At 48.4% G+C, this 18531-nt stretch carries 19 protein-coding genes and 1 pseudogene; 4 read left to right on the top strand and 16 right to left on the bottom strand.

What is annotated here, in order from left to right:
- The first annotated feature begins 39 nt into the window (after positions 1-39).
- The gene (locus G464_RS0105395) at positions 40-525 is read left to right on the top strand and encodes a hypothetical protein (RefSeq protein WP_021618749.1); all 486 of its coding nucleotides are present in this window, start codon (positions 40-42) and stop codon (positions 523-525) included.
- Positions 526-640: 115 nt separating this feature from the next.
- Here the strand turns inward: G464_RS0105395 and G464_RS10220 are convergent, their stop codons facing one another.
- From G464_RS10220 to G464_RS10395, 3 genes and pseudogenes are all read right to left on the bottom strand, one after another.
- Complete coding sequence (locus G464_RS10220; protein ID WP_208853778.1) at positions 641-1138, bottom strand: prolyl oligopeptidase family serine peptidase; 498 nt, start codon at positions 1136-1138, stop codon at positions 641-643.
- Positions 1139-1159: 21 nt separating this feature from the next.
- Positions 1160-1411 (bottom strand): annotated as a pseudogene (locus G464_RS10215) (hypothetical protein); the annotation flags it as partial.
- 216 nt (positions 1412-1627) lie between these two features.
- Positions 1628-1762 (bottom strand): hypothetical protein, encoded by a 135-nt coding sequence (locus G464_RS10395; protein WP_021618751.1) that lies wholly within the window; start codon positions 1760-1762, stop codon positions 1628-1630.
- A gap of 112 nt (positions 1763-1874) precedes the next feature.
- Here G464_RS10395 and G464_RS0105380 point away from each other — a divergent pair, with 112 nt between their 5' ends.
- The 3 genes from G464_RS0105380 (at position 1875) to G464_RS09040 (ending at position 4475) form a co-directional block, all read left to right on the top strand.
- Entirely contained in the window at positions 1875-2063 is a 189-nt protein-coding gene (locus tag G464_RS0105380) for a TetR/AcrR family transcriptional regulator (protein WP_026472638.1), read from the top strand.
- A gap of 92 nt (positions 2064-2155) precedes the next feature.
- Positions 2156-2341, top strand: a complete 186-nt coding sequence (locus tag G464_RS0105375) for a hypothetical protein (RefSeq protein ID WP_021618752.1) — start codon at positions 2156-2158, stop codon at positions 2339-2341.
- A 184-nt stretch (positions 2342-2525) separates the two neighbouring features.
- Positions 2526-4475, top strand: a complete 1950-nt coding sequence (locus G464_RS09040; RefSeq protein WP_022857041.1) for a DUF6020 family protein — start codon at positions 2526-2528, stop codon at positions 4473-4475.
- A gap of 59 nt (positions 4476-4534) precedes the next feature.
- Here the strand turns inward: G464_RS09040 and araA are convergent, their stop codons facing one another.
- From araA to gatC, 13 genes are all read right to left on the bottom strand, one after another.
- Positions 4535-6043, bottom strand: coding sequence for an L-arabinose isomerase (gene araA / locus G464_RS0105365; protein WP_022857040.1), 1509 nt, complete (start codon positions 6041-6043; stop codon positions 4535-4537).
- 154 nt (positions 6044-6197) lie between these two features.
- Complete coding sequence (locus G464_RS0105360; RefSeq protein ID WP_022857039.1) at positions 6198-6890, bottom strand: L-ribulose-5-phosphate 4-epimerase; 693 nt, start codon at positions 6888-6890, stop codon at positions 6198-6200.
- Between the two features lie 131 nt (positions 6891-7021).
- Positions 7022-8638 (bottom strand): xylulokinase, encoded by a 1617-nt coding sequence (locus G464_RS0105355; protein ID WP_022857038.1) that lies wholly within the window; start codon positions 8636-8638, stop codon positions 7022-7024.
- A 135-nt stretch (positions 8639-8773) separates the two neighbouring features.
- On the bottom strand, positions 8774-9871 hold the full coding sequence (locus G464_RS09035; RefSeq protein ID WP_022857037.1) for a LacI family DNA-binding transcriptional regulator: 1098 nt from the start codon (positions 9869-9871) through the stop codon (positions 8774-8776).
- Position 9872: 1 nt separating this feature from the next.
- Positions 9873-10577, bottom strand: coding sequence for a ribonuclease HII (locus G464_RS0105345; RefSeq protein ID WP_022857036.1), 705 nt, complete (start codon positions 10575-10577; stop codon positions 9873-9875).
- Positions 10577-11296 carry a signal peptidase I gene (gene lepB, locus G464_RS0105340; RefSeq protein ID WP_026472637.1) on the bottom strand — a complete coding sequence of 240 codons (720 nt, stop codon included), beginning with the start codon at positions 11294-11296 and terminating at the stop codon, positions 10577-10579. Before lepB ends, G464_RS0105345 begins: the two co-directional genes overlap by 1 nt.
- Before the next feature lie 77 nt (positions 11297-11373).
- On the bottom strand, positions 11374-11736 hold the full coding sequence (gene rplS, locus G464_RS0105335) for a 50S ribosomal protein L19 (RefSeq protein ID WP_022857035.1): 363 nt from the start codon (positions 11734-11736) through the stop codon (positions 11374-11376).
- A 330-nt stretch (positions 11737-12066) separates the two neighbouring features.
- Positions 12067-13656 carry an NAD(P)/FAD-dependent oxidoreductase gene (locus G464_RS0105330; protein ID WP_022857034.1) on the bottom strand — a complete coding sequence of 530 codons (1590 nt, stop codon included), beginning with the start codon at positions 13654-13656 and terminating at the stop codon, positions 12067-12069.
- A gap of 141 nt (positions 13657-13797) precedes the next feature.
- Complete coding sequence (locus G464_RS0105325) at positions 13798-14109, bottom strand: DUF2469 domain-containing protein (RefSeq protein WP_021618762.1); 312 nt, start codon at positions 14107-14109, stop codon at positions 13798-13800.
- Between the two features lie 32 nt (positions 14110-14141).
- Complete coding sequence (locus tag G464_RS09030; RefSeq protein ID WP_021618763.1) at positions 14142-15017, bottom strand: GNAT family N-acetyltransferase; 876 nt, start codon at positions 15015-15017, stop codon at positions 14142-14144.
- A gap of 40 nt (positions 15018-15057) precedes the next feature.
- Positions 15058-16554 carry an Asp-tRNA(Asn)/Glu-tRNA(Gln) amidotransferase subunit GatB gene (gene gatB, locus G464_RS0105315; RefSeq protein ID WP_022857033.1) on the bottom strand — a complete coding sequence of 499 codons (1497 nt, stop codon included), beginning with the start codon at positions 16552-16554 and terminating at the stop codon, positions 15058-15060.
- Between the two features lie 16 nt (positions 16555-16570).
- Positions 16571-18103 carry an Asp-tRNA(Asn)/Glu-tRNA(Gln) amidotransferase subunit GatA gene (gene gatA / locus G464_RS0105310; RefSeq protein WP_022857032.1) on the bottom strand — a complete coding sequence of 511 codons (1533 nt, stop codon included), beginning with the start codon at positions 18101-18103 and terminating at the stop codon, positions 16571-16573.
- A gap of 3 nt (positions 18104-18106) precedes the next feature.
- Positions 18107-18400, bottom strand: a complete 294-nt coding sequence (gene gatC / locus G464_RS0105305; RefSeq protein ID WP_021618766.1) for an Asp-tRNA(Asn)/Glu-tRNA(Gln) amidotransferase subunit GatC — start codon at positions 18398-18400, stop codon at positions 18107-18109.
- Positions 18401-18531 lie beyond the last annotated feature (131 nt).

Here is an 18531-nt window from a genome sequence, read left to right as displayed (position 1 = left end):
TGTTCGTAGTACTCTTGTGATTGGAGGGGCGTTGATTTAATGTCGCAAATTGTTGAGAAAATTCGTAAACCAGTTCTCGGGCTGGCTATTATAAGCTGTATTGCACTTCTTGTATCTCTCATGCTGTTATATGACAACTTGCATGCGGTACCCCAAGAAACGCATATATCTACCTCAAGATACTTTACGCGCGACGAACTAAACGATTTAGTCGCCTCACATGCACACACTGTTTATGCCCATAAAAACGTGACAAAAATTGTGCGTACCTACAATGAGCAAACTACGCAGTTTCATATTCAATCAGAGATTCGCACCCAGACTGACTTACTGAAAACATGCCCCCAATGCGACGTTTCAAAACTCTACGAAGCAATCATGAAGTACGGTAAGGCTAAAATTGCTTTAGTAGTTGTAGATGCTTATGACGTTCACGGTACGAGTGAGCGTAATATGGAGTATTATGCTCTTGTTCACTCCTCGAGTGGTTATTATTGGAAGTATCTTTTCACAGCTGACAATTAGTGAGAACGTGTTTTAAAACAGCAGGACCGCGATGGCTCGGTCGTCTTGTTTCTACAAGATTATATTAATTACAGCAGTTCTACTCCGTAATCTTAGGGCTTTCTATTCATGGCGTCTATTGCCCAGTGGGCAATAGACGCCATTTCACTGGCATGTACTTATTCAAATATTCAGTGAGTTTTTGGTAGTACGTGTACATATCTGCGTCGTCATTTTGCAAACCGTGACCCGAACGCTCGAACACAATATAATCGTGCGGAACTTTGTTCTTCTCTAACGCCTTCTCTAAGCGAACCGAAGCCGCGAAAGGTTGCACTTTATCGTGCTTACCGTAGACCATAAGAGATGGAACAGAGTCCTTATTTACCCACAAGAGCGCAGAAATATCTTTCATCTGTTCGTCGTATTGCGGGGTACCAAAAATGGACGGATCAATTGTCTTACCTGCCATAATGCCGAATAATCCTGCAGCAGCTTTCTTGGATTCTTCCGTGTTCTTATCCAGACCGTAGTTGCTCCAATCCTCAGGGTAGAAACTGGACGGGCCGACCGCCCCGAAGACCATTTTTACCGGAACTGGAGCTGTACTTGCATCACGGTAGGCGTAGAGCATGGCGAGCGCGTGGCCTGCCGATCAGCCGCCGATAGCCATCTTGTCGATAGGATAGCCAAGCTTTTTGGCTACTTCTATAACCTGAGGGATGCGTTCTTTAATTTCCATGGACTGCGAATAGACACTGGCAGTAGGGTTCTTTTCGTTGCGCAACGTGTAGTTAATACCTGCCGCCACGTATCCTTTGGAGCACAACCATTGAAGCATGGCCGTATCGTCTGCCTTGTCACCGGTTGTAAAGCCGCCAGCGTGCAAGTACACAACCAGCCCGTAGGTTTTCTCTTTTTTTTAGCTGGCGTGTAGAGGTCAAAGGTTTCGCCTTTATGCGCTGTGCCTACCTTGTCGCTCCACTTAACGCTATAGTCTTTCATCCACGATGGTGGGATGGATTTGCTGGCAATACCGCCAATAAAAGCAACAATAAATGCGAGAATATAGATGAAGACCCACAAACACGTCCTTTTTTCTTGGTTTTCTTCTGCTCGTTGCTCATAGAATATTGCCCCCAAACAACGTTCCGCCCAGCATAAAGTCAAGAAACACGTGGAATCCCAAACGTCCCAAAACGATGCCCAGAACAATCAAGCCTGCTACAATCAGCAGACGTTTCTGTGTAAGCGACATGGCTCTCTCCCCTCTCAAAAATCGTAAAGTCAAAAAATACAGTTGTCTCAGCGTTTAGCGTTGTATTAATCTTGGCATTGGCTTTACTGCACGGTCAAGGAGCGCGGATTAAATGAATCAAACGGACTCTTTTGTCTCAGCGAAGGGCAATGAAAACCGTCATAGCTATGTTCTCTCACAGCTCACGACCGCTCTGCTCGAGCTGCTGAGCGAGAAGCCGCTCGCCCAGATTTCTATAACCAAGCTGGTGCGAGTGGCTGGGGTGGGACACGCTTCGTTCTATCGCAATTTTTTCGAGTAAGGAGGACGTGCTGGCGCGCTACACGCGTTCTATTACCGAGCGTTTTACGCACACACAGTTTTACGTACGGCCAGCAAAATTTCGAGGACTATATGCTCGACCTGTTTACGCACTTGTATGAGCATCGCGAGTTCGGGCGCATACTGCTCCACAACCATCTGCTCTACATCGTCGAGGACGTTTGCGACGAGAATTTTCTCAATGCCTCTCCCAGCGACCGCAACTTGTACCAGCAGATGTTTATTGCGGGTGGTTTCTTTAGTGTGTATCGCATGTGACTCAAAATGGGTGTGCCGAAACCCCGCAAGACATTGCGCGCACGTTTAGAGATTTTCGGATCGAGCGCGGGTAGGGCGCGAGTAGATTTCGGTAGCTCTAACAACCGGCGCTTTTGATATAATTTTGCGAAGGCTAAAAGTCTAAGTATTGTCTATTGTCCGTTACGACCAACGAGAGGCGTGTATGAAACGTTCCGCACAGCAGCATCGGTTCTCGTGGGGGCGTTTCTTTGCCAGCGCAGCATCGTGGACGCTTGCAGCCGTGGCGAGCGCGTGGATTGCTTTGTGTGTGAGCGTGGGGCCACTGTATCGCGCAAACTCGTCGATTGTGCATTACGACGTGGTGAATACTGTTCTTTTCGCGGCAACCTGGGCTGTGTGCATGGGCATTATATGGTGTTTGGTGCGGTTTAGCGAGCCTCACTCAGGGGTTTTGCATCCGTGGACGCGATGGTGGAAGCGTTTTAAGAACCGTACTGCGCCACGTGTGAGCGCTTTCGTTGCGCGTCATAAAAAACTGAGCAAGCTGTGCGCGACCATGTCGCGTGGTTGGAGCGCTACGAGGCGTCATATTGTTTTCCTTACCGACCGTTGGTGGAAAATCGCGCTGATTCTTTTAACCTGCTGGGGTCTTCAGTTTATTTTTGTGCCCACCGTGTTCGCGGCCGATCTTATGAGTCAGTGCGCGGAAATGATCCGCTGGCTCAGCGCGCTCAGCGGCGTGCATGTCTCCTACGCCGACAGTTTTAATGTGGTGGATGTCTATCCGATTGCTCATTATATGTGGCCGGATACGCCCACGTATTTGACGAATCAGCACAATGTTGTCTTAACGCTTTTCTATGGCGGCGTGCTCTACTGGTCGGATTCGTGGACCGGTACGATTGATTTAGGCCTCGTTTTTCTTTCGGCCACGCAAATGCTTTTCGCGATTTTTGTGGTGAGCGTAACGGTTGACCGTTTCTTTAACCTGGCTCACCCTACCCGCGTGTACGCACGCTCGGTTTTGTGCACAAGTCCGGCACAGCTTATTACGGTGGGTTCGCGCTGGCGAACCGTCGTAATGTTCTTCTTTATTCTTAATCCGCAGGCTTTGTTTTCGGCTACGGCGCTTACGAAGTCGCCACTGTTTGCCTATGCGTTCCTGTGGTGGTTTGGCCAATGGTATGAGGTCTTTAACCACCGCGACCGCACGCATATTCCGCGCACTTTGGTGGTCGGCATTGCGCTGAGCACCGCGATTATGCTCGTCTCCGCGAAATACGCCACGTATATTATTGCCGTGCAGATTGTGCTTATTTTTATCGTTGACCGCAACCGTTGGCGCTCGTACCTGGTTGCCCTTGTTTTACCGTTCCTCGTTTTCCAGACCGCGCTGACTGTTGCGGTAAATACGGGCACGATTATTTCGGGTGATTCTATTGAAAGCCGCGGTGTGCAAGTTCAGCAGATTGCCCGCGTTATGCGCTACGATCCGCTGAGCGTTTCGCCCGACGTGCGCAAGAAACTGCAGCCGATTTTTAACCTCTACGCTATGGGTTCTAACTACTTCCCTAACGATGCGGATCGTGTTAAATCCTCGGGTGGTGACGGCAAAATCGAAACCTATAAGTGGGAAACGGTGACGCAAGAGGATATGGATAAGTTTACGCAAGCTTGGCTTGAGCTGGGTAAGCAGCATCCGATTATCTATACTGACGCGTTCTTAGCGAAGGTGTACGGCTATTTTGACGTGAACGATCAGCCGTATGTATCGACCACGTATTACCTCGATAATTCACGATTAAGCGCGGCCCCGATTTTGAACGATTGGGCACCGCAAGTGCGCAGCTTCGAAAGCTTCCTTGCCTTCGTATGGGGTTCTGTTCCTGTGATTGGTTGGATTACGCACGGTAACTTCTATGTTGTGGGGGCGATTTTGCTCGGCTGTGCGGTGATTATTTTGCGCCGTTGGATGGATTTGTTGCGTTACATTCCGCTTATTTTGCTGATGGGCGTGATGATTATGGCTCCAGCCAACAATTTCGAGCGTCACATGCTGCCGCTGTGCTTCGTTGGCTGGCTGATGCTCATGCATTTCGCGCACCTCGCTCGCCGCGCTTACGCGCAGCATAGGATTGCAAAGGTAATGTAATACTAAGGCTCTCCCCGCTTAAAACAGGGAGAGCCTTAGTTAGTTATAAAATCAGCTTTTTAGAAGTGCTCATTCAAACGGTAGTACACGTCGTTTACGTGCAGGTTGGTTTCGAACTGAGCTGGAGTGGTATTCTCGTCAATAATGGCAAGTTCTACACCAGCAATGCGAGCGAAGTCTTCCCATGCCTCACGATTAACCGTGGTAGTCATGCAAGTGTGATGTGCAGCACCAGCAAGCAGCCAGCACTGAGTTGCATCCTTCATATTTGGCCGAGGCTGCCACAAAGCGCGGGCAGTTGGTAATGCTGGCAGTTCCTCATCTGGTTCGACAACATCAACAACGTTCATAACCAAACGGAAACGTTCACGCACATCGCTCATAGCCACTACTACTGCATCCTTTGCAGGAGTTGCAGTAAAGACCAAACGCACAGGATCTTCTTTACCGCCAATACCCAGCGGATGAACCTCAAGCTTAGCCTTTCCATCAGTCTTCAAAGTTGGCGAAACTTCAAGCATATGCGCACCCAAAATCTTTTCCTTACCAGGAACAAGGTTATAGGTGTAGTCCTCCATCAAAGAGCAACCGCCTTCAAGACCATAGCCCATCACATTTCCAATGCGAATGAGCATAGCGGTCTTCCAATCGCCTTCTGCAGAGAAGCCGTAACCATCAGCCATCAAACGCTGAGCAGCTACACCTGGCAGCTGACGTAAAGCTCCCAAATCCTCGAAGTTATCTACAGCTACTGTTGCCCCTACTTCTTCAAGCATGTCGCGCATACCCAGCTCTTCCTGAGCAGCAACGTACAAGGATTCGTAACGCTCGCCAAGCAGTTCTGGAGCAACGTCATATTCCTTCTTGTACTCTTCAATAAGAGCTTCTACACGCTCCTTAGACACAGCATTCACATGCTCTACAAGCTCATTAACTGGCCATGTGTTAATGGATGCACCGAATATGCGCTCTGCCTCGGTCTTATCGCCCTCAGTTACAGCTACGTTGCGCATGTTATCGCCCCAACGCATAACCTTCATCGTGTTGGCAGCTTCCCAACCTGCACATGCGCGAGTCCATACGCCAATACGCTCTGCTACGTCTGGATCAGTGTAGTGACCTACAACAATCTTGCGAGGAATGCCCAAACGGGTGACAATGTAGCCGAACTCGCGGTCGCCATGAGCAGCCTGGTTCAGGTTCATGAAGTCCATATCCATGGTCTTCCAAGGAATTTCCTCATGATGCTGTGTGTTCAGCTGCAACAAAGGCTTCTTCAGCTCGTTCAGACCACGAATCCACATCTTTGCTGGGCTGAAGGTGTGCATCCATGCAATCACACCAATGCATTCAGGTGAAGCAGTGGCTGCCTGCATAAATTCCTTAATGGAGTCTGAGTCCTTAAGTGTTGGCTTCAAAACAAGCTTCACAGGAATGGCTGGACTTGCATCGAGAGCATTGACGATGTCGCGAGACTGCTCAGCTACCTGCTTGAGCGTTTCTTCGCCGTAAAGATCCTGAGAGCCAACAGCGAACCAGATTTCCTTACCTTCAAATGGATTCTTCATTGAATTACCTTTCTTTTATGAAAATTTATTGTTTTGTGGGGGTGATTTTTTGGGTGGGTGTTTTTGTGGGGCGCGAGGGTGCGGGGGGAGTGTGCGAGGGAAAGGTGAGAGCGCATCGAATCAAGGCACTCTCCCAAAGCAATCCTTCGCAGCTTTAGTGCTGACCGTACACGTTCTGATAACGGTCGTTGAGCTTATCAATATCTGCCTGAGGAATTGGAATAACGCCTCCCAGCATTTGAGCAGCCCATACAGTATGTGCCACTTCCTCAGTCATTGCCGCAGCCTTCACAGCAGATTCAGCATCCTTGCCAATAGTGAAAGGACCATGATTTTGCATAAGAACTGCAGGAGACTTTGGATACTTCTTGAGAGTTTCTACAACGCCTTCGCCAATAGCTTCGGAACCGATAAGACGGAAAGGACCAACCGGCACTTCCCCACCAAATTCGTCGCCCATCATGGTGAGAGCGCAAGGAATATTCTTACCTGTTGCCGCCCATGCTGTGGCATAGGTGGAATGCGTGTGTACAACGCCATATACATCTGGCATATTACGGTAAATATAGCAATGCGATGCAGTATCTGAAGATGGCGATGCTACTCCATCAACCACGTTGCCATCTAAATCGCATACCACCATGCTTGCTGGGGTAAGATATTCGTAGCGCAGACCAGAAGGCTTAATAACCATTAAATCTGCTGTTTTCAACCGCTGAGAAACATTACCTGCAGTCCATACAACCAAATTCCATTTAAGAAGTTGATCGTGCAAGCTTGCAACAATTTCGCGTACTTGCTTGACTTCAGCACGGGTTTCTTCTGAGTAATCTGCCAAAGTTGCCATTGTATATCTCCTTATGTTGTGTGTCTTATAAAGTTTTCTGCTGATTTGGCGCTAGTTTTTGCGCGGGTTTTTGTACTAGTTTTTCGCGGCCTTTTATCGCGTTTATTAGCGCGTTTATTAGCGCGGTATTTCTACCGTGATTCCAAATCAATACTTTCTACCGCAGCCTGTTCAATCGCTAATCCGGTCCTAAAGCGCTCAAAGAAGTCTTCGAAACCGTCAACGTCTGCAGGCTGCGGTTCTTCTGTAGAATACTGCGCGCCAGCAAAAACCGTGTTATCCAAATAGTCGTCGAGAGCGGTCTGAGCGTGAGCAGTGTAATCAGCGAGCACTGCCATACCCCACGCGCCGCCTTCAGCAGCCGTGCTCATCACGCGGATAGGCGTGTTAAACGCGGCAGCCAAAATACGCTGAGCTACCACAGGCGTGGTGAAAATGCCACCATGACCAACCAAAGAATCTACTCGCACTCCCTCATCTTTGGTCATCACGTCCATGCCCACTTTTACTGGGGAGAAGGCGGAGAAGAGCTGAGCGCGCATAAAGTTGCCCAGACTCATGCGGGCTTGAGGTCCGCGCGCGAACACAGGACGACCTTCAGCCAGATTAACGAGGAATTCCCCCGAATAGAAGCAATAGTTGAGCAATCCGCCTGCGTTGTCATCGGTGTTGTCGGCAATAGCCGCATTAAACAGCGTGGAGAACAGCGTAGCATTGTCTACAGGAGTTCCCGCAGCCGCTGCAAATTCACGGAATAAGCCCACCCATGCGTTCAGGTCGGAGGTGAAGTTATTCGCATGAGACATGCCCGCTAAATCGCCTGCAGGTGTGGTGACCACGTCCACTTCTGGGTGGAGCGCTTTGAGCTTGTCTTCCAGCACAACCATGGCAAAGATGGAGGTTCCTGCAGACACGTTACCAGTGCGCACTCGTACGGAGTTGGTGGCTACCATGCCCGTCCCTGCATCACCCTCGGGTGGAGCGAGAACAGAACCAGCCTGTAAGCGTCCGCTTGGATCGAGTAGGCGCGCTCCTTCTTCAGTGAGTTCGCCTGCATTCTGGCCGGCAACGAGGACGGTTGGCAAAATCTCACGAATATTCCATGGCTGAGATGCCACATTGCTGAGTTGCTCGAATTGAGCTAGGAATTCTTCGTCGAAGTTGTGTGTATGTGGGTCGATTGGGAACATGCCCGACGCATCGCCCACTCCGAGTACTTTGCGGCCGGTGAGTTGCCAGTGTACGTAGCCAGACAGGGTGGTGAAGAAATCTACCTCAGGAACATGCTCTTCGTTATTGAGAATGGCTTGGTACAAGTGCGCGATAGACCAGCGTTCTGGGATGTTGAATTGGAAGAGTTCAGACAGCTGTTCGTGAGCTTCATGCGTATTGGTATTGCGCCAGGTGCGGAACGGAACAAGGAGCTCACCGTTCTTATTGAAGGCGAGGTAGCCATGCATCATGGCGGAGAAGCCCATGCGTGCAATACGAGTGAGCTCAACATCGTATGTTTCATGCACGCTGGCAACTAATTGTGCATATGCATCTTGCACGCCAGCCCATACTTCATCCAAACCGTAAGTCCATAATCCATTGTCTAAATGATTTTCCCACACATGGTCACCCTGAGCCAAGGTATTGTATTGCTCATCAATGAGAACAGCTTTAATGCGCGTAGAACCAAACTCCACGCCCAGAGAAATATTACCCGCAGCAATAGCTTCTTGTGCGCGTGCGATGTCCGTCATAGTCTTCACTCCGTCGTGTTAGATAATGCACTTCTTTATTCACACTGTAATGTGAACGTTCACATAATACATTTTACACTATAACGTTGTATTAATCAAATAAACACACGCTCAATCTAAACAATCAACAGCCCTCTACGAAAGCGTTGATGCACGCAAAACTAAACGAGGTTCAACAAGATACACGCAATCTGAGCCATCAAGAAGAGTGTATTCTTCTACGGAATCATCTTCATCGTCCTCAGCAGTATATCCCAACAGGTCAAGAACTAAACGCATGGCAATAGACCCAACCTTCTCATAGTTTGGGTTCACTGTTGTCAGCGGAGGTACCAAGCTTTCTGTTCCTGGCATATCGTCATAACCAATCACCTGCACATCGCCGGGAACATCTAAACCTGCTTCTAGCAAAGCTCTTCGAGCACCCATAGCAAGTAAATCATTAGCAGCCCATATCGCTGTATTTTTCATCACAGTCGAAGCATCTGCCTGCAACAAAGCAGTCAGCTTATCGTAACTGTTCATGCTTAACCAGTCACCAGCATCAATAACCTGCACGGTCAAACTGTTATGCTCACACGCACGCACACACGCATGGCAACGGGTATAAGCATCTCGCCACTGTTGCGGACCGCTAATATACAGTACGCGCTCTATGCCCGAAGCGCGCAGACCATGCACAATCTGCTCACTCACTGCATCTTGGTTCGCGGAAACAAACTTCACGCGCGACGAATCAAAATTGCGCGAACTGAGCTGCTGCGTGCCCTCAGGAGCGGTAATAATCACGCGAGGAATATTCACATGACTTTCTACGGCCAGCGTAACCATCGCTTCTGTTGGCGCAACAATAACAACAGCTTCTACGCCGAGCTTAACGAAGCTTTCCTCTATCTCGCTAAAATCAGCGGGATTAAGACGTGATTCATCAACCGTTGCCACAGAAACGAAGAGATTACGGCTGCGCGCCATTCTTTCGATAGCCGAGATAGTAAGCAGAGGACCTGAGTATTGCGTTTGTGATGCAATAACGCCGATCATGCGGGTACGCTGCGTTTTGAGAGACTGCGCAGACAGCGATGGATGATAATTCAGCTGACGGATAGCTTCCTGAACCTTGCGACGGGTTGCTTCACGTACAGCAGGCGAATTATTAATAACTCGCGATACAGTTTGATACGAGACTCCAGCTTCCTTGGCTACATCGACAATGGATACTTTGCGTGTGCTCATATTATCCCAACTTCCAACTAATGCGATGATATGGTGTTGGACCATATTCTTGTATAGCGGCTCTGTGTGCTGCAGATCCGTAGCCTTTATTTTTCTCCCACGCATAGGCAGACCACTGCGGATTTTCGCGGGCTATGCGCATCATTTCATGATCGCGCTGTACTTTCGCATAAACAGATGCTGCTGCTACGCTTGCGCATTTTTGATCAGCTTTAACCTGCGTATATACGCGTGGAATAACGGGTATAGCAGGAGCGTTTAGCATCGATAGCGCGGGTGTTATATAGTCATGCGGGCCATCCAAGATAACAGCAAGGCGCACGCGATCATAAAAGTCGTCAGGATACTTCTGAGCAAGCATATGCTCAACAGTATGTAAAGCACGCACAGCAGCTAAACCTAAACATGCCGCTATACCCCATTCATCAATTTCTTGATTACTGCACGAGCCTGTGCTTACAGCTGCAGCCCATGATTGCACAGGTTCTATGAGGGCTTCGCGTTTACGCTCGGTCAGTAGTTTCGAATCTTTCAGATCGTGAGGAATAGTATCGCTGCCAATACGAGCGGCTGGAAAAGCTGCAGCGCCAAGCGTTACTGGTCCTGCTAAACAGCCGCGGCCTACTTCATCGAGGCCAATAATCCACTGAGCACCTTGAGCTACAATTTCTGATTCATAATCCCACGTTGGAAGAGGGCTAGCCATTACAAGCCTGCACTTTCAAATGCTTGGCGGCCTGTGTTCAAAGTTTTCCAATCGGATGAAGGCCAGAAAACAGCCATCGCTACGCCTGTAACGGAACTAATGCGCACACAGCCTGAATTACCATCGTCTTGATGGAAGCGCGAATCAGCAGAATTTGAACGATTATCTCCCATAACAAAAACGCTATCGGGAGGAACAGTAACAGAAAAAGCTTCATCCGATGGCGCAACACCTGGCTTCAAATACGATGATTCATCGATAGCTTGACCGTTTACTGTTACAGGCGCTCCCCCACCATCACAGGCCACCACATCGCCCGGCAAGCCAATAAGACGTTTCACGAGAAACAGTTTGTCGCTATCTATGCCAAAACTATGTGTGGAGCTGGCTGCTTCATTCATGTCTTGTGCGGTCAGCCAGTGCGAATTATCAGCAAAAACAATCACTTGACCGCGCTTTAAAGTTTGAGAAGAAATATTGAGATTATTGGTAATAATACGATCACCAATCATCAACGTGTTTTCCATCGAGGCGGAGGGAATAATAAAAAGACCGAAAACAACAAAACGCAGCACTAAAACTATAGCCATAGGCACAACGAAATAGAATAACCAATCTAGCGCTCCCATAAGGCGGCGTTCGCTTGCTCGATAGTGCCGTTCACCTGTGCTATGTGCAGGAATATAGTTCTCACGACGAGAATGTTTGGCTGTGCTCATATTGGTCTCCACTGTGCTTCGCCTCTTACGAAAATAAAGAAACCCGAGGTAGAGCCCCGGGTTTCTCTCCATCTCGCTTACTTTGCAGAGTTGTCGCGGCGCTCAACAATACGAGCAGCCTTACCGCGCAAGTTGCGCAAGTAGTAGAGCTTTGCGCGACGTACCTTACCCTTACGTACCAATTCAATAGAATCGATAGATGGGGAATGTACTGGGAAGCGACGCTCTACGCCAACACCGAAGGAAACCTTACGAACGATGAAGGTTTCACGCAAGCCAGCACCCTGGCGACCAATAACGACGCCCTGGAATGCCTGAATACGGGAGTTGTTACCTTCCTGAATCTTTACGTTCACCTTAACGGTGTCGCCTGGACGGAATGCAGGAATGGAATCTGCAGCCTTGAGCTGCTTAGCTTCGAATGCTTCAATAGCGTTCATTGTAATCCTCGTACGCCGCCACATATCAGCGTTAAGTCTGGGAATAATACGCTTGGTATATTCCTCGTTCTCCTTTGCAAGTTTGCTTGCAAAGAGGCCAGTCTGCTCATAGCTAGAGCGAGCTAGGTTTGTAGCTAGGCTCATAGCTTGGCTTAAGCTAGGCTTGAGCCGGCTGAACTAGCTTGAGCTAGACCTAGTGAGTGGCGCATCTATGTGGCAATGCTTCCACTCGGCACATACAAGTTGCTAGTATACACTAAAGCACTGAAGAAATCGGTGTTCACGACCTCTTCAGTGCTTGTGTGCTGAGTACATATGGTCTATATGCTGTTACTTTGACTCATGGTAAGACTTTTCGGTGTTCACGCCCCATACATTGGACTTGTCTTCGCGACCAGTCTTGATGTTCTCCACAGCTTCAATCGATGTTGCCATCGAATGATCCTGGTTATTGTAGTGGTGTTGTCCGTTACGTCCTACGCAGTACACATTGCTTAAGGAATCAATCCAACCGGTTAGCTCATCGATGCGATCGTAGGTATCGAAGTATGCTGGATATGCCTTAGGAACGAGTTCGCGGTGAGCATCAAGCACATCATCTGCACTTTCAATAATGCGCATGCGAATCATTTCGGCAATAGCAAACTTGCGAGCTTCTTCGTCGCTGAGGTTCCAGAAATCGTCGCCTTCGTCGGTAAAGTATTCCAAACCAATCCATACGGTATTATCTGGATCCTTTAAGAGATATGGGCTCCAGTTATTGAAGATTTGAATACGTCCTACCTTGTATCCAGGATCTTGCACATAAATCCAGTTATCCGGAACGATAGGAGGATTACCCAAAGTTGGAACATCTGTGGTGTTCTTTACGCGCAACTTCTTTACGAGCAAACCAACGGTTACGAAGTCGCGGAATGGTAAACCGTGCGCAACTTCTGTTACAGAAGCCGGAACGTCTACGCCACCGTTGTTCATCGCGTCAATCAAGTGATTGAGCGGCATAGAAGAAATAACATGGTCAGCCTTTAAGCTCACAACCTTGCCATCTTCAGTGGTGTAATCTACTGCAGACGCTTTACCGTTTTCGCTGTGAATAGAGGTAACCTTAGCGCCCTTAATAATTGTTGCGCCCTTAGCAGTAGAGTTATCTGCCACAACCTCCCAGAGCTGACCTGGACCAAGCTTTGGATACCAGAACTCTTCAATCAGAGAAGTTTCTACCTTAGAATTATCTGCCTTATGACCTGGCATAAGCTTCTTAAAAGCATTGCCTAAAATATTCCAAATGTTCAGACCCTTAACACGCTGAGCACCCCAGTCAGCAGAAATTTCGCTTGGATGGCGCCCCCAGAGCTTCTCAGTGTATCCCTCGAAGAACAGCGAGTAGAGTTTGCGGCCGAAACGGTTAATATAGAAGTTTTCCAGATTATCTTCTGGAAGCTTGTGAACGGTTGACCACAAGTAGCTAAAACCTGCCTGCATAGTCAGGAAGAAGCCCATCGCTCTAATGGTATTAGGGGTCAAGCTAATTGGATAATCAAAGAAATGCTGATTCCAGAAAATGCGGGACAAGCGGTGACGCTTCAGCATAACTACATCAGTTTTTTCTGGATCTGGTCCGCCAGGGTTCAAATCATGATGGCGTCCCAATTTTTTGTCATCGTAGGATGGAGCACCTTGCAATGGCATAACATCTTGCCACCACTGCATAATGCGATCGTCTTTGGAGAAGAAGCGATGACCGCCAATATCCATACGATTACCGTTGTACTTTACAGTGCGAGCAATGCCACCAAATTCTTGACTTGCTTCCAGCACGGTGACATCGTAAGCGTCGGCATTATCTTTAACTAATTCCCACGCTGCGGTAAGACCTGCTGGGCCACCACCGATAATCACAACAGATTGTTTATCTGTCACATTAACTCCTCTAACTTTAGACACTCTTTCTAAGGATATCGCAAACTACAGTTTTTCTTGACTTTCCTCGATACTGCACACAAATTTTTTGCAGTTCATGCACATATACGCACAGATACTGTGTGTGTTTTATGCGATAGACTACAAATTGCGCGGTACTTCGATATCAGTTTTTTGTACTTCTTCTACATTCACGTCTTTGAAAGTAACGATGCGCACCGTTTTTACGAAACGGTTAGGACGATAGACATCCCACACCCACGCATCGGTTAGCTGGACGTCAAAATACACGTCTTGACCTGCCTGACGAGCGTTAAAATCTACACGATTGGCTAAATAAAAACGACGTTCAGTTTCAATAACGTAGGTAAAAAGTTTAATAACATCACGATACTCTTTATACAGTGCCAGTTCAGCTTCTGTTTCGTAGTTATCGAGATCTTCTGCACTCATAAAGCTCTCCTTATGGTGGGATTGCTATGAACTTAGTCGCGCTTTCGGTTGGCTCCTAGTTTACGCCACCATGGCAACTCTTCGTCTTGGTTTACCATATCGTCGCCGCTAATAGTTTGACGCTGACCAGAGATAGGAGGAAGTTGCACGGCTTGCTCTTCGTGATTTTTCTTTTTGATATTTTGGGTACGTTCATGCTGAGCCAGCGCTTCACGCACGCCAGGATTATCCATGATAGTATGCAAACCGAAAGTAGCCAGCGATTGAATAGGATCAAATTCATCAACGAGCATGTCGAAAACATGCAAATCCATGTAGTGGGCTTCGCTGTCATCCCATAAAGCGTCACGAGATGTACCCGATTCAATAAAACCAAGTGATTTATATACTGCGTGACCGCGCATATTTGATGAGGATGTGCTAATCCAAATGCGGTGCAATCCTAAGCCTGCCGGACGTGGAGCGAAACCGTAGGTCATTACGCGGGGCATAACGTCGCGGGTATATCCTCGACCACGGTAATCTTGACCCAAAATAACTTGAATGCGAGCGGATTGTGCCCATGCATCAATGTCTACGAGGAAAGCCATACCAATAAGTTCATCACCGTCTGCGTCTTGCGAGTCATTCGCGAACAGAGACCATGCCATCACTCCTCGAGCTTCAGCATCTTGCAGACCTTCTTCTTGGGTGCGAACGCCTTTCTGCCAGCGTAATGAACGCTGAATCCATGAACGCACAATAGCGCGCTCAGCTTCCTCAGATTTTCCTACCAGTGTTAAAGAAGAGGAAAAGGCGTGAATGCGATCCATGGTGCTGAAATCTTCCCAGCTTGCCGCGCGAAGTTTAACCATTTCTCCGCGAATTTCTGGCAGTACCACGCTTTCATCGAGAGTGCGATCTTGCATTGATTGCCTTTCCCCTTCTTTATACCTGAGTTATTGTGCGCTATTTAATCTTAGACATAACGATGCCAGTAACAGTCTTAGCATCGGCTTGTCCGCGAGTTGCCTTCATAACAGCACCAATAATAGCGCCCATTGGCTTCATATTGCCGCTCTTGAGCTTTTCTACGATATCTGGGTTTGCGGCAAGAGCCTTATCGACTTCTGCTTCCAAAGCACCAGTATCTTGAACAACCTCGTAGTCGTGCTTAGCCACTACCTCATCTGGAGTGCCTTCGCCTGCAATAACTCCTGAAACTGTTTGCTTAGCCAGCTTGTCGTTGAGCTTGCCCTCAGCAATCAAGGCTTCTACACGCGCTACATCGGCTGGAGTAATGCTTAGCTCTTCCAAAGTTGTGTCGTTCTCGTTAGCAGTACGGGAAATTTCACCCATCCACCACTTGCGAGCACCGGCTGGGCTAGCGCCAGCTTTCACAGTTTCTTCTACGAGATCCAATGCAGAAGCGTTAATAATATCGCGCATATCGTTATCGCTCAAACCCCATTCGGTTTGCAAGCGGTTGCGACGTTCGCGTGGCATTTCTGGCATCTGAGCCTTAAGCTCGTCAATATGTTCCTTGGTGGTGTGAACCATAACCAAGTCTGGATCTGGGAAGTAGCGGTAATCGTCGGCATCAGTCTTCACACGACCACCGGCAGTTGTTTGGTTAGCCTCATCCCAGTGGCGGGTTTCCTGAAGAACTTCTCCACCCGCTTCCAACACAGCAGCTTGACGGCGAATTTCATACACAATAGTGCGCTCAATACCACGGAAGGAGTTCACGTTCTTCGTTTCGGAACGAGTGCCAAATGGTGCATCTGGACTGTTACGCAACGATACGTTCACGTCGGCACGCATATTTCCTTGCTCCATGCGAGCGTTGGAAATGTTGAGAGCACGAACAATATCGCGAATAGTGCGCACATAAGCGCCAGCAACTTCAGCTGCGCGTGCACCTGCACCAGTAATTGGCTTGGTTACGATTTCTACCAATGGCACACCTGCACGGTTGTAGTCCACGAGGGAATGGTCGGCACCTTCAATACGACCATCTGCACCGCCGACGTGTGTATTCTTACCAGCATCATCTTCTACGTGAGCACGCTCAATTGGAACGCGGAAGATTTCACCGTCTTCCAGCTCTACGTCGAGGTAACCTTCGCCGTTTAGTGGCTTATCATACTGCGAAATCTGGTAATCGCGAGGCATGTCTGGGTAGAAGTAGTTCTTACGAGCGAACTGAGACCATTCAGCAATATCGCAATGCAACGCCAAACCAAGCTTAATAGCGTAGTCAATAGCAGATTTATTCACCACTGGCAAAGAACCTGGCAAACCAAGGGATACAGGGGTGAGCTGAGTATTTGGCTCACCACCAAACGATACTTCTGCAGGGCAGAAAAGCTTGGTCTTGGTGTTCAGCTCCACATGTACTTCGAGACCGATAACAGGATCGTACTTTTCCACAGCCTCGGAAAACTTCATTAATTTTTCAGCCATTTTCTTGTCCTTCGACCTACTCGCCCAACCATGGAGTATTCATCCACTGCCATACTGGACCGTTCCACTGTTCTTCTAATGCAGCTTCCAATGCAGCAGCTGGCTTGTAGAGAACATCGTCACGCTTTTGTGGAGCAATAAACTGGAAGCCAACTGGCATACCGTCATCGCTTACACCTGCGGGAACGGAAATAGCTGGAACGCCTGCCAAGTTAGCTGGAATGGTTGCAATATCATCCAGATACATGGCTAATGGATCCTTCGTTTTCTCACCGAACTTAAAAGCAGTCGATGGAGATGTTGGGCATGCCAAAACATCAACCTTTTCGAAAGCCTTCTTAAAGTCTTCGATAATCAGGGTGCGTACCTTCTGTGCGCTACCATACCAAGCGTCATAATATCCAGCGGACAAAGCATAAGTTCCCAAAATAATACGGCGCTTTACTTCGTCGCCGAAACCTGCTTCGCGAGTATAAGCCATCATATTAGCTGCTGTTGCTGGAACGCCTTCTGGAGGCATAACGCGCAAACCATAGCGCATACCATCGTAGCGAGCCAAATTGGACGATACTTCCGATGGCATAATAATGTAGTAAGCGCCCAAAGCATACTTGAGGTTTGGCAGAGAAATCTCAACAACCTCAGCGCCCATAGCAGTCAAATGCTCTACAGCCTCGTTGAAGCGCTTCGATACGCCTTCTTGGAAACCTTCGCCAGACAGCTCCTTAATAAGACCAACTTTCAAGCCTTTAAGATCGCGCTTTGCACCTTCGCGAGCTGCTGCCACCATTGCAGGAGCAGAGCCAGGCAAAGAGGTGGAATCGTGAGGATCGTGGCCACCAATAGTTTCTTGCAACAAAGCAGAATCCAAAACGGTGCGGCTCACAGGACCAATCTGATCAAGGGAGGATGCCATAGCAATTGCGCCGAAACGAGATACGCCACCGTATGTTGGCTTCACGCCCACTGTTCCAGTAAAGGCACCTGGCTGACGGATAGAACCACCTGTATCTGTTCCCAATGCGAGTGGAGCTTCGAAAGCAGCCACTGCTGCAGCCGAACCGCCACCTGAACCACCTGGAACGCGGTCTGTATCCCATGGGTTCTGCGTGTTGCCGTAAGCAGAATGCTCGGTAGAAGAACCCTGAGCGAACTCATCGAGATTCGTCTTACCTAAAATTGGCAGACCAGCTTTCTTCAGGCGAGTAATAACTGTGGCATCGTATGGAGGAACCCAGCCTTCTAAAATCTTCGATGCTGCAGTTGTTTCGATGCCCTTAGTAACAATCATGTCTTTAATTGCAATAGGCACACCCGCTAATGAAGCAAGCTCTTCACCCGCTGCACGCTTTGCATCAATAGCATCTGCTTGTTCGCGAGCCTGATCAAAGCTGAGCTTCAAGAAAGCATTGATTGCTGGCTCAGCAGCTTCAATAACTTCTGCATGTGCGTCAACAAGTTCGCGAGAGCTTACTTCGCCTGCTTTGAATTTTTCTGCCATCTGAGCTGCAGACAGCTTAACTAAATCGTTACGCATGTTCTTGTCCATGTTTTACTCCCCCAAGATCTGTGGAGCTACGAACATACCGTCCTCGGATGCTGCAGCGCCCGAAAGTGCTTCATCCTGAGTTAATGGTGTCGCAGGCTCATCTGGACGCATATATGCTTCGAGAGGTACTGGATTTGCAGTTGGCGCAATATTTTCTGAAGCAACTTCTTGCACCTGTGCAATAGCCTCTGCAACTGCGTTAAGTTCACCTTGAAGACGAGTAATTTCTTCATCTGTTAAAGCAATTTGAGCTAATTCACCCAAATGCTCGATTTCTTCACGTGTAAATGTAGGCATAATGCCCCATATTAGATGTTTAACCAGACACTTAGGTTACGAGTTTGTATCGCTTAGATATCGTAATTTCAGTGCGACTGGCGAGCTACTCATAAGCAACCCTAGCCAGCAACACTTGAAGCAATACAACA

Origin of the sequence: Alloscardovia omnicolens DSM 21503 (genome assembly GCF_000420505.1) — a bacterium.
GTDB classification, from domain to species: Bacteria; Actinomycetota; Actinomycetes; order Actinomycetales; family Bifidobacteriaceae; genus Alloscardovia; species Alloscardovia omnicolens.
The sequence above is the reverse complement of the archived record's forward strand: the minus strand, read 5'-3'. Positions and strand labels throughout refer to the sequence as shown.